At 36.3% G+C, this 12,797-nt stretch carries 10 protein-coding genes; 3 read left to right on the top strand and 7 right to left on the bottom strand.

Annotation, left to right across the window (positions count from 1 at the left end):
- Nucleotides 1-114: 114 nt before the first annotated feature.
- Both WEEVI_RS07580 and WEEVI_RS07575 read left to right on the top strand, forming a co-directional pair.
- Nucleotides 115-909, top strand: coding sequence for a M15 family metallopeptidase (locus WEEVI_RS07580; RefSeq protein ID WP_013598564.1), 795 nt, complete (start codon nt 115-117; stop codon nt 907-909).
- A gap of 125 nt (nt 910-1,034) precedes the next feature.
- Nucleotides 1,035-3,047, top strand: a complete 2,013-nt coding sequence (locus WEEVI_RS07575) for a M3 family metallopeptidase (RefSeq protein WP_013598563.1) — start codon at nt 1,035-1,037, stop codon at nt 3,045-3,047.
- A gap of 131 nt (nt 3,048-3,178) precedes the next feature.
- Here WEEVI_RS07575 and WEEVI_RS07570 read toward each other — a convergent pair whose 3' ends face one another.
- The 5 genes from WEEVI_RS07570 to mutS form a co-directional block, all read right to left on the bottom strand.
- The gene (locus WEEVI_RS07570) at nt 3,179-3,943 is read right to left on the bottom strand and encodes a C40 family peptidase (RefSeq protein WP_013598562.1); all 765 of its coding nucleotides are present in this window, start codon (nt 3,941-3,943) and stop codon (nt 3,179-3,181) included.
- The gene (locus WEEVI_RS07565) at nt 3,940-4,581 is read right to left on the bottom strand and encodes an O-methyltransferase (protein WP_013598561.1); all 642 of its coding nucleotides are present in this window, start codon (nt 4,579-4,581) and stop codon (nt 3,940-3,942) included. The genes WEEVI_RS07570 and WEEVI_RS07565 overlap by 4 nt, the downstream gene beginning before the upstream one ends.
- Before the next feature lie 157 nt (nt 4,582-4,738).
- Nucleotides 4,739-6,658, bottom strand: a complete 1,920-nt coding sequence (gene acs, locus WEEVI_RS07560) for an acetate--CoA ligase (RefSeq protein WP_013598560.1) — start codon at nt 6,656-6,658, stop codon at nt 4,739-4,741.
- Nucleotides 6,659-6,762: 104 nt separating this feature from the next.
- Nucleotides 6,763-7,566 (bottom strand): M48 family metallopeptidase, encoded by an 804-nt coding sequence (locus WEEVI_RS07555; RefSeq protein ID WP_013598559.1) that lies wholly within the window; start codon nt 7,564-7,566, stop codon nt 6,763-6,765.
- 27 nt (nt 7,567-7,593) lie between these two features.
- On the bottom strand, nt 7,594-10,176 hold the full coding sequence (gene mutS / locus WEEVI_RS07550) for a DNA mismatch repair protein MutS (RefSeq protein WP_041942130.1): 2,583 nt from the start codon (nt 10,174-10,176) through the stop codon (nt 7,594-7,596).
- A 58-nt stretch (nt 10,177-10,234) separates the two neighbouring features.
- Here mutS and WEEVI_RS07545 point away from each other — a divergent pair, with 58 nt between their 5' ends.
- Nucleotides 10,235-10,768, top strand: a complete 534-nt coding sequence (locus WEEVI_RS07545; protein WP_013598557.1) for an RNA methyltransferase — start codon at nt 10,235-10,237, stop codon at nt 10,766-10,768.
- 79 nt (nt 10,769-10,847) lie between these two features.
- Here WEEVI_RS07545 and WEEVI_RS07540 read toward each other — a convergent pair whose 3' ends face one another.
- Together WEEVI_RS07540 and folK are read right to left on the bottom strand one after the other, a co-directional pair.
- On the bottom strand, nt 10,848-12,266 hold the full coding sequence (locus WEEVI_RS07540; protein WP_115042216.1) for an OmpA family protein: 1,419 nt from the start codon (nt 12,264-12,266) through the stop codon (nt 10,848-10,850).
- Nucleotides 12,267-12,359: 93 nt separating this feature from the next.
- The gene (folK, locus tag WEEVI_RS07535) at nt 12,360-12,773 is read right to left on the bottom strand and encodes a 2-amino-4-hydroxy-6-hydroxymethyldihydropteridine diphosphokinase (RefSeq protein WP_013598555.1); all 414 of its coding nucleotides are present in this window, start codon (nt 12,771-12,773) and stop codon (nt 12,360-12,362) included.
- Nucleotides 12,774-12,797 lie beyond the last annotated feature (24 nt).

The raw sequence follows: 12,797 nt of genomic DNA, 5'->3' as shown, positions 1-12,797 counted from the left end.
GATATTATAGAAATGGTTTTCGGTAGAATGAGATATTTACAATATAATTAACAACTATCCCGCAAAAATAATCCTGCCGAAATAGTATTTTTACGCACAGTAAATATTTGATATATGAAAATAAAACCTACCATATACCCTTATTTTCTTGGTTTTTCTCTCCTTGCTATCACACCAAGTTGTGCACAAAAAACAGAGAATCAATCTGTAATAGAGGTTGACAATACTCAAACCCTCGATACGGTAAATATAGAGCAACAACATTTTAGTATGGATGAATTAATAGGGAAAAGTAAATTAGATTTGGTAGGAAAAGATTATCAACTACGACCGGAAGTCGCCAAAGCATTCGAAGCCATGAGCCAAGAAGCTCGAAAAGCGGGCTTCAGAATCGTAGTGGTTTCGAGTTATCGGAATTACAATTATCAAAACGGTATTTGGGAGCGAAAATACAAAGCAAATATTAGCAAAAAAATGAAGCCGATTGATAATTTGAATAAAATCATCGAATATTCGACTATTCCTGGAACATCTCGTCATCATTGGGGAACAGATTTGGATATTATCGACATTAGCAAAGGCTACCCAAAAGATCCGCTGAATGAAAAACATTTTAATGAAGGTGGACAAATGCACGAATTCAAAAAATGGCTGGATGAAAATGCAGAAAATTTTGGTTTTTACTTGGTCTACACCAACGCAACAGACCGTAAAGGTTTCCGTTACGAACCTTGGCATTTTTCTTATAAAGCAATCTCGAAACCAATGCTGGCTGCTTTTAAGAAACTAGACATCAAAACTATATTGCAAAATAATCTTTTGATGGGAAGCGAGAATTTTAGCGATGAGTTTATCCAGAAATATATCAACGAGAATATTTTCGATATCAATCCAAGTTTGCTACCCTAATTAGTATTTCATCCAAATATAAACGATCGAAAAGCCATCTCGACCCAAAACGCAACATTGTCTTTTTGGCAGGCTCAGTGGTTTGGATTAACTTTTGAATATTTCACTAAAAAAACTAAAAAATCATGAAGAATATTCTTTTAGAAAATTTTGATACACCTCCTTTCTCTAAAATACACCTAAACGATTATTTGCCAGCATTTGAGAAAAGTATCGAACAAGCGAGGGCTGAAATTTTGATCATTGCCGAACAAAAAGAATCTCCTACTTTTGAAAATACCATCGATGCTTTAGAAAATTCGGGAGTCCAACTCGACAAAATAAGCTCTATTTTTTTCAACCTAAATTCAGCCGAAACCAATGACGAGATGCAACAAATTGCACAAGAAATTTCGCCTTTATTGTCTGAGTTTTCGAATGATATTTTATTAAATGAACAATTGTTCGAGCGCATAAAAAAAGTGTACGAACAAAAAGATCAATTAGAACTTACAGACGAACAACGCTATTTACTCGAACAAAAATATAGAGCTTTTGCTCGAAATGGTGCCAACTTACCAAAGGAAAAACAAGTTGAATTAAAAGAAATCTCAAAAGAGTTAGCACAACTATCTCTAACATTCGGGCAAAATGTTTTGGCAGAAACCAATGCCTACACTTTGCATCTGACAAAAGAAGAAGACATACAAGGTTTGCCAGAAGCTGTGCTTGCTCAAGCAGCAAATACAGCAAAAGAAAGCGGAAAAGATGGTTGGATTTTTACACTTCAAGCACCTAGCTACATTCCTTTTATGAAGTACAACAAAAATCGTGAACGACGAAAAGAAATGTATTTAGCCAATGGAAAAAAGGCTTTTCAAGACAATGAATTCAACAATGAAGAAAACGTCAAAAAAATAATTACTTTACGTCAACAGCGAGCTAATCTCTTGGGTTATCCGACCCATGCAGCCTATGTACTGGAAGAGAGAATGGCTAAATCGCCCGAAAATGTTTTGTTTTTTCTTCATGACTTGTTAGGAAAAGCAAAGCCATTTGCCGAAAAAGAAATTGAAGAGTTGGCCGCGTATGCAAAAAAAACTGAGAATATCGACAAGCTAATGCCCTGGGATCACTCGTATTTTGCTGAAAAACTAAAACAAGAACGTTTTGATTTTTCCGAAGAAGAACTTAAACCCTATTTCAAATTAGAAAATGTTCTCGATGGTGCCTTTGCTGTTGCCAATAAGTTGTTCGGTCTTCGGTTTGAAGAGAATCATCAGGTAAATGTATACCATAAAGATGTACAAGTTTTTGATGTCTATCGCAACGATGAAAAAATTAGTTTACTGTATGCCGATTTTTTTCCTCGGGCCGGGAAAAGATCTGGTGCCTGGATGACTTCTTTTCAGAACGGAGGAGTAGTTAACGGTGAAAGAAAATTACCACAAATTTCGATTGTTTGTAATTTTACACCTTCTACAGACAGTCATCCATCGTTGCTAAACTTCATGGAAGTTACAACTTTGTTTCACGAATTTGGGCATGCTTTACATGGGATGTTGGTCAATACGCATTACCCAAGTTTAGCCGGGACTAATGTGTTTTGGGATTTTGTAGAGTTACCTTCACAGTTCTATGAGAATTTTTGTTATGAGCCAGAAGCATTGCAACTGTTTGCAAAGCATTATCAAACAGGAGAGATTATCCCGCAAGAACTGATCGATAAAATGAAAAAAGCCGCAAACTTTCTAGAAGGTTATCAGACCATACGACAATTGAGTTTTGGGTTACTAGACATGGCATATCATGCTACGTCGGACACAATTAAATCGTCGATAGAAGTCTTCGAAAAGGAATCATTCGCAAGCACCCAGCTATATCCTATCGTTGAAAATACAAATATGAGTGTTTCGTTTTCACACATTTTCCAGGGCGGGTACTCTTCTGGTTATTACTCGTACAAATGGGCAGAAGTCTTAGATGCAGATGCGTTTGCTTATTTTAAAGAAAATGGGATTTTCAACCAAGAAATTGCACAAAAATTTTACACTTTATTGTCGAGTGGCGGAACGGTAGATCCTATGACATTATACGAAAATTTTAGAGGTCAGAAACCAAGCAACGAAGCTTTACTAAAAAGAGCTGGATTGGTCTAAATTCTTCTTTTACAAAGAATTGCTATAAAACACTAGCCTTGTTTATAAGTAACAAGGCTTTGTTGTCTTATCTGATTTTTTTTGATGCGAAATTTTTCTGGCTAATTTTTCTAGAGTTGGTAAAGATAAAATTAGAGAAGGACTCTCTTCAGTATCCGAAGTTTGTGAGAATAATTTTGATAATCGGTATTGAAAATTCCGTTCGAATCCAGAGGGTCAATTCTTACTTTTCCATGTGCATGGATAATTTTTTTATCCTCTAAAACAATACCGACATGGATAATTTTTCCATCGGCATTATCAAAAAAAGCTAAGTCTCCTGCTTCGGCTTCTTCTAAGAAATTCAGCACTTCTCCCATTTCGGCTTGTTGATATGCATCTCTTGGCAAAGCTACTCCAGAAAGCTTATAGACTTGTTGCACCAATCCCGAGCAATCGATACCATAGGTTGACTTACCTCCCCACAAATATGGTACGTTGAGATAATTTTTGGCGATATAAGGAATAGAAGATTTAGGCTGAGTATCTGTTGCTGCCTCCCCTAAATAGTCAAAATATTTTCCTCCAAAATGAATTTTACCTTCTTGTAAATTTAGCAAAACCGCTCCCAAAGGCAAAGTCAACGGCAAGCCTTCTTCGATAGAAAAATTGAATGTTTCGCTTGCAAAAAAAGTTGATTGCAAGTGATAATATTCTTTTTCTTCTATAAAAAGTATTTGTTTAGGATCTACAAAACCCTCGTAACTATCAAAAGCATTTCTTATTTTTAACCATTTTTTTTCGGTTCGTAGAACTTCTACTTTTTCACCAAAAAGCAATTGCGTCACCATTTCTGATGAATCTGAATTTGATGCACGTACTGGCGCAACACTCACTCGACAAACCCCAAAATTCATTTTTTTCGTATTAAAGTAATACCATCACGAACAGGCAAAATTAAACTTTCTACACGGCTATCTTTGACAACTCTTTCGTTAAGATCTCTAAGAATTACTGTTCGTTTATCGTTTGCATTTTCATCATACACTTTTCCGTACCATAGCACATTATCCATCAAAATCACGCCACCATTTCGCAATAAATCTATCGAGCATTCATAGTATTCGGGGTAGGTTTGCTTGTCTGCATCAATAAAAACAAGATCGAGACTTTCTTTTTCGATAGTCTTCATTTGCTCTGAAGCAGGGCCGATTCGATATTCGATTTGATTTTTATAGGGAGACCTTTCAAAATACTTTTCACCAATATATTTTAGTTCGTCATTGATATCGAGGGTAATTATTTTACCATTTTCTGCCAAACCTTCTGCCAAACACAAGGTTGCATAACCCGTAAACGTACCAATTTCGAGTATAGTTTTGGGTTGAATAAGCTTAGAAATCATACTCAATATCCGCCCTTGATAATGCCCAGACGCCATGTGAGGTTGGGTGGTTGCCTGGTGGGTTTCTATCATTAGTTCTCGCAACAAATCGGGCTCTTCATTGGTATGCTTTTCTAAATATTGATTAAGGTTTGGATCTATTTCTATCATGAATCAAAAATAATAATATTTATATACAATTAGACGCTTTCTGATTATTTTACTTTATTACGTGATTCGATAAATGTTCTGTTGTTTATCGTTTCGTAATAAAAAACAGTGAAAATTCTCTCTCACTGTTTACCTGTTTTGCATAATCTGGTTACTGTTAGTTTTGAGCATCTTTTAATATACTTTCGATAATCGTAGGATCTACAAGTGTCGAAGTATCACCAAAGTCATTGACTTCGTTGGATGCAATTTTCCGTAGGATTCTTCGCATGATTTTGCCACTTCTTGTTTTAGGCAAGTCTGAAACAAATTGTATTTTATCTGGTTTGGCAATCGGACCTATTGTTTTGGATACCAATTCTTTGATTTCTATTTCCAGTTCTTCAGTTCCTTTTTGTTTATCATGTAAAATGACGTAAGCATACAGAGCATTCCCTTTCACATCGTGCGGATATCCTACCACAGCACTTTCGGCAATTTTTTCGTGTTCATTGATTGCATTTTCTATCGGTGCTGTACCTAAATTATGTCCAGAGACTATCACTACATCGTCTACTCGACCGGTGATTCGGTAATTTCCCATTGCGTCGCGGTAAGCGCCATCTCCCGTGAAATAGTATCCAGGAAAGGTAGAGAAATAAGTTTCTTTGTATCGTTGATGATCGCCATATACGGTTCTTGCAATGGATGGCCAAGGGAATTTTATTGCCAAACGACCTTCGGCTTTTTCTGCTTTTTCATCATCTAGAACATTTCCATTTTCATCAATCAAAACAGGTTGAACACCGGGTAATGGTAAAGTTGCAAAAGTAGGGCGAGTGGGGGTTATCCCTGCTAAAGGAGAAATCAGGATAGAACCTGTTTCGGTTTGCCACCAAGTATCTACTATGGGTGCGTTCCCTTTCCCGATATGATCATTGAACCAGTGCCAAGCTTCTTCGTTAATGGGCTCTCCTACAGAACCTAGTACTTTGATAGAAGATAAATCGTACTTGTTGACATACGAAATATCTTGTTTTGCTAAGGAACGAATTGCTGTTGGTGCTGTATAGAAATGGGTTACTTTTAATTTTTCTACAATTTCCCAAAATCGTCCATAATCTGGATAACTCGGGATTCCCTCGAACATTACGGTTGTTGCTCCACACAAAAGCGGACCATATACAATATAACTATGGCCAGTTATCCAACCGATATCGGCTGTACACCAGAAAATATCCTGATTATCCATCTGAAAAATATTATCGAAACTATATGCAACTTCGACCATATAACCGCCGCATGTGTGTACCATGCCTTTTGGCTTTCCTGTAGAACCCGACGTGTATAAAATAAATAAAGGGTCCTCGGCATCCATAATTTCTGCCGAACATTCGGCGTCTACTTTATGCATTTCATCTATCCAAAATTTATCACGTCCGCCTACCATAACTGTTGGCTCGATTGCACGACGGTACACAATAACAGATTGTATTGAGGGTGTATCTTTCAGTGCCTCGTCGCAAATAGCTTTTAGATTTACCGATTTCGTTCCTCGAAAGACTTCATTGGCAGTAATCAATACTTTGCATTGTGCATCGTTTATTCTGCTTGCGATTGCCGAACTCGAAAAGCCAGCAAAAATTACAGAGTGTACTGCACCAATTCTTGCGCAGGCGAGCATTGCAATGGCTAATTCTGGAATCATTGGCATATAAATACATACACGATCACCTTTTTGCACACCATTATTTTTCAGCACGTTAGCAAACTTACATACTTGGTAATGCAATTGTTTATAGGTTATGATTCTGGTTTCTTCTAATGGATTATTTGGTTCCCAAATGATGGCAGTTTTGTTTCCGTTGGTGACCAGTTGTTGGTCTAATAGATTTTCGGTAATATTAAGTTTCCCGTCTAAAAACCATTTGAATTCGGCTTTATCAAAATCATATTCGAATGTTTTTGACCATTTCTGATGCCAGTAAAATTTAGAAGCAATTCGATCCCAAAAAAAATCTGGTTTTTGTACACTTTCTTGATAAGCCTTTTTATAATCCATATACGTTTTGATACGGACATCTTTTATATTATTCATTTTTTGCAAGTTTGATTTTGAATCAATATACAAAAAAAGCGTTGATAAAATAATGTCAACGCTATAAAAATTCTTGTTCTTTTCTCAGATTCTTTTCTGAGATTTTATTTTCCTTTGTAGGGGCTTGCATTATACATTTGTATTGCTTTTGGTAAAGATTCTCTAATTTTTGCAATACGCGTAGCATCGCTTGGGTGTGTACTGAAGAATTCACTTTGTTTCACGCCTCCACTTGCTTTTGACATTCTTTCCCAGAAGTTAATTGCTTCGTTAGGATCATAACCTGCCATCGCCATTAAATACAAGCCTGTTACATCGGCATCCAACTCCATGGTACGTGAATAACGTAATAATACAGTAGATCCACCGATACTATAAATAGAGCCTAATGCATTTGCCCATTGTGAGCCAGAAACTGCTGTTCCTAGTACTTGTCCTCCCATTTCGGTAAGCACTCTTTGAGAAACTTGTTCTGCACTATGCCCTGCCAAAGCATGACCTATTTCGTGTCCCATAACGACTGCTAAACCTGTTGCATCCTTGGTTACTGGTAGAATTCCGCTGTATACTGCTACTTTACCCCCTGGCATGCACCAAGCGTTTATTTGTTTGTTATCTAATAAGGAAAACTGCCATTGATAGCCGTTCAATTGATTAGATATCCCTAATTCTTGATAATATTTTTCAGCGGCATATTTCAGTCGATTACCTACAGTTTGTACCATTTTTGCGTCGTTAGTTCCTGATATTACTTTCGATTCTTTTAGCACTTGATTGTATTGTGCAAAAGATTGTGGAAATAATTGGGCATTCGAGACGATGGACAATGATTTTCGTCCGGTTACAGGATTTGTAGCACATGATGCTATGAGTAATCCTGCACTAAGACTTAAAAAAAATTTCTTCATAGTAGTTTATTTTTATTTGCATTTTTTTTAGTTACCTATTTTTTTCTTTATTTCGTTCAGCTTCATCAATGCCTCTACCGGTGTTAGGGTATTGATATCTGTATTAATTAAATCATCACGAATTGCTTCTAGAATTGGATCATCTAACTGAAAAAAACTTAATTGCATATTTTGGTCAGATAATTGTTTTGTTCGATCGTTCATCGACTCACTTTGGTGCGATTTTTCGAGAACTTTCAGTATTTCTTCAGAACGTATCACCACTGATTGTGGCATTCCTGCCATTCTCGCTACATGAATCCCAAAACTATGTTCGCTTCCTCCTGCCACTAATTTCCGAACAAAAAGAACTTTGTTTTTTAGTTCTTTCACACTGATATTAAAGTTCTTTATCCTTTCCATAGTCGCCGCCATTTCATTCAATTCATGATAATGAGTTGCAAACAAGGTTTTTGGACGGGTTGGATGGTTGTGCAAAAATTCTGCAATCGCCCAAGCAATCGATATTCCATCATACGTACTTGTTCCACGACCAATTTCATCTAATAAAATCAAACTTCGTTCCGAAATATTATTTAAGATACTCGCCGTTTCATTCATTTCTACCATAAAAGTCGATTCACCAGACGATATATTATCCGACGCTCCTACGCGAGTAAATATTCTATCTACAATCCCAATACTTGCCGAATCTGCAGGAACGTAACAGCCTAGCTGTGCTAAAATTACAATCAGAGCGGTTTGCCGAAGGAGAGCAGATTTACCAGACATATTCGGTCCTGTAATCATAAGTATTTGCTGATCTGTTTTATTGATTAAGACATCGTTTGGAACATATTCTGTTCCAGGATCTAGAAATTGCTCTATAACTGGGTGACGACCGTTGCGAATGTCCAAATCAAAACCATCATTAAGACTGGGTTTTTGGTATTGAAATCGAAATGCAATTTCTGCGAATGTAGAAACTACATCTAGAAAAGCAATTTGCTGTGCATTTTGCTGGATGGTATTGATTTTGGCAATTAGTTTTTCTATCAAATCTTGAAACAATTGAGTTTCGATTGCCAATATTCTTTCTTCTGCACCTAGAATTTGTTGTTCATATGTTTTCAGTTCTTCGGTAATATAACGTTCGGCATTGACCAAAGTTTGCTTCCGAATCCAATCAGAAGGTACTTTATCCTTGTGCGTGTTTCTTACTTCTATGTAGTAACCAAATACATTATTGAAAGCGATTTTTATAGAAGGAATTCCTGTTTTTTCTATTTCTCGATCACGCATTTTATCTAAAAAATCTTTCCCCGAATACTGAATCTCTCTCAAACGATCAAGTTCACTAGAAACCCCTTTTCTTATGACATTTCCTCGTGTAATGAGATGTGGTGGATCTTCTGATAATTGCTTATAAATAAAATCAGCAATCTGAGCTAGTTCGGTATCTGAAGAAAAAAAATGAGCAAGAATAGTGTTTATATGTTGGATACAGGTCGATTGTATCTCTGCAATTATCTTGAGACTATCGGCTAACTGCATCAATTGTTTAGGAGAGATTTTCGCTGTAGAGATTTTCGCTGCAAACCGCTCTACATCTGACAGTTGTTTGAGTTGATTTCTGATTTCATCTCTCAAAGCATCTTTTTTAAGCAAATATTCTACAAATGCTAATCGATTTTCGATGAGTTTTCGGTCTTTGAGAATCGTAACCATCCAGTGATTGAGTAAACGCCCACCCATTGCTGTAGTCGTTTGATTGAGAATATCGAGCAAAGAAACACCTTTGGGGTGTGCTGGTTGCACGAGCTCTAAATTGCGGATTGTAAAAGGATCCATCCAAACATATTGCGATAAATCTATTCTCTGAAGCCGTGTAAGATGTTTCAAATCAAAATGATGTGTATCGTCTAAGTAAGCAAAAATAACGCCAGCAGCAATAACTCCGAGCGAGGAATCATCCAGCCCAAAACCTTTTAATGAATTGGTTTGGAAGTGTGTTAATAATTTATCTAATGCATAATCTCTCTGGAAAGCCCAATCTTCTAACTGGAAAATATTTTTATTTTCGATAAATGGATAAACGGTTCTTTTTTGGGTAATGATTTCTGAAGGCTGGTAACTTTGTATGATTTTTTTTAATTCGACTTGCGATCCTTCGAATACCAAAAATTCACCAGTTGATAAATCGAGAAGTGCTGCACCAAAGAGTTTATCTTGATGATGAATGGCCATCAAAAAGTTATTTTTTTTTGCATTCAACACCTCATCATTCAGTGCAACTCCTGGGGTTACCAGTTCGGTAACTCCACGTTTTACAATTCCTTTGGCTGTTTTGGGATCTTCTAACTGATCACAGATAGCAACCCGTAAACCTGCCTTTACTAGTTTGGGTAAGTACGTATTGAGCGAATGATGCGGAAAACCAGCTAATTCTTTATCTTTTTCTGATCCATTGGCTCTTTTGGTTAGAACAATATCTAGGATATTAGCACACTTTATGGCATCTTCTCCAAAGGTCTCATAAAAATCTCCTACCCTAAAAAGCAATAAGGCATCGGGATATTTTGCCTTTATAGTGTTGTATTGCTTCATCAAAGGGGTTTCCTTTTTCTTCATTACTTTTGTCAAAAAATTATCGCTTACGTTAGCAAGCTAAGTTAAAAATTTTAGACGGATGAGAAAATTAAAATTAGAAGAATTGGGGCGTGTTTCGACAGAAGAATATAAAAATATCGAAAAAATTCCGGTTGTGGTTGTCCTCGATAATATCCGAAGTATGCACAATGTAGGGGCTGTTTTTCGTACAGCAGATGCTTTTTTGATTGAAAAAGTTTATTTGTGTGGAATAACTGCTACACCACCTCATAAAGAAATTCATAAAACGGCTATCGGTGCAACAGAAAGTGTTGATTGGGAATATGAAGAAAATGCCCTCAATTTAATTGAAAAATTACGCAAAGATAATTACTCTATTGTCTGTATAGAGCAAGTAGAAAACAGTATTTCTTTTCCGGAGTATGAGGTAGATCCTAGTAGGAAATACGCCATTGTAATGGGCAATGAAGTAGATGGCGTACAACAAGAAATTATCGATAAAACAGACGTTTGTTTAGAAATCCCACAATCTGGCACAAAACATTCGCTGAATGTTAGTGTATGTACAGGAATAGTTTTATGGAAATGGTACGAAGCTTTTCTACAAAAATAGAGATTAGGGTTAGAAATAAAATAAAAACGAGCGATTTACTGAGTAAATCGCTCGTTTTATTTATGTTTTAACGATAGTTTTATTTTTTCTCTTTAAATACTACTCGTCTATTTTCTAAGTTTTTCCATGCAGGACAATTTGTTGTAGGATTACATTCAGGGTGCTTTAACTCTGATTCTCCTTTACCGATTGGGAATAGTTGAGCTGAATTTACTCCTTTGTTTACCAAATAACGGACAACCGAAGCAGCACGTCTTTCTGATAAGTTTTGGTTATAAGCATCAGGGCCTGCAGCATCTGTATGTCCTTCTACCCAGAAATTATAATTCGGATGCTTCATGATAACTTCAGCAGCATTGTCTAATTTACTATAAGAAACCTGTCTAATTTTATCCGAATCATAATCAAATTCTATCCCTTGAATTGTTTCTGTTAATAAACCTGCTATTTGGTCTGCAGAAACTACTGTTTCAACCTCTGGACAACCTAGATTTGTTGGCGGACCTGGTATTGTAGGACATTCGTCTATTGTATCCACTACTCCATCGCCATCTGTATCCAGCGGGCAACCCGAACCGTCGACTGTATATCCTTCTGGTGTTCCTGGACATCTATCCCACTGATCACATACTCCATCGTTATCTTCATCAACACACTCAAATGGCGTTTCTGTTGCTGACATCACCGGTACTGGCATAGAATATGGTGCCCATTGCAAGGCTTCTTTGTGTTTACCTATTTTATAGTGTAGTCCTAATGTTAGGAGGATCATATTATCTTCTCGGCCAGGGTTCATATCGGCAGGTGTATACCCTAAACGTGGATTTGGCATTCCACTGGCATCAAACTGCTCATCACCCGACAAGAAATACATCCCTCTAAGTTCTGTATCGAAATTTTCATTAAGCTTGTATCGAAGACCTGCACCAACTTGTGCATAAATAGACTTATCCCCCATTTTAATGTGGTTTACGGTAACCATCTCTTGACGGTTTTTTCCATAATAGTCACGTTTCGCTTTATACCCTAAAACTCCTACTCCTGCATATCCGTGAAAAGCTAATTTCAGTTCTGATTGATTTTCTACTCTTCTTAATAAGTTGCTAAAGTTAACATCTCCTAAGAATGTTATAGATTGATAAGATGTTTTCCCATGTGCAATGGCCGAAATTTTCGAATTGTCATCCATAATCCACGCTTGCTGACGGGTTTTACCCATCTGATACTGTAAAGAAATTCCAAAAGCATGCGTTAACTGACGATTGACAGAAAAAGCAAAATCATATCCAGGCGTAAACCATGATTTTCCTTCATCTCGACCCCAAGAAACTAAATCGGTATTTTGCAAGGCATTTAAACCACCAAAAAGAGAAAGCGACCAATCATTAAATCTTTTATCTTCTTTGGTGAATTCTTTGTATTCGGGCTGTTGTGCCGATAGAATATTTGCAGACATTCCGTAAAGCACTACAGAAGCAGCGAGTATAAATTTCTTCATATTCATAGGTTTATAATTGAATTATATTTTTTTAGGTTTAATTTTTATTGATACAATTATTTGTAAATTTACCCACTGCAAATATAATATTTTCTATAACATGGATAATAAATCTAGTACAAATTTTCTAGTAAATGCTCTTGGATGTGGAATTACAAGGTCTTTTGATACATAATTGATTCGATTATAATACAATATATCAATATCTATCAAACGATCAGTATATATTTCACCATCCAAAGGCTTGGCATATTTCCGTCCCATATCTTGTTCTATTTTTTTTATTTTTTTCAACAATTCGATAGGAGATAAAGACGTTTTTGCCTCGATAATCTGATTAAAAAACAAGTTTTCTGAAGTAAACTCTACTGGCTGATTTTCTAACACAATAGTATGATTCTCAATAAGCAAACCAACACTATACAATGCAACATGAGCATTTTCTATATTCTTTTTCTTGTCCCCGACATTGGTGCCAAGTAACAAAACAACATGATTGTACAACATATAACAAAAATAAGAATCTCATAA

Origin of the sequence: Weeksella virosa DSM 16922 (genome assembly GCF_000189415.1) — a bacterium.
Classification (GTDB): Bacteria; Bacteroidota; Bacteroidia; order Flavobacteriales; family Weeksellaceae; genus Weeksella; species Weeksella virosa.
This window is presented reverse-complemented; position numbering and strand designations above follow the sequence as displayed.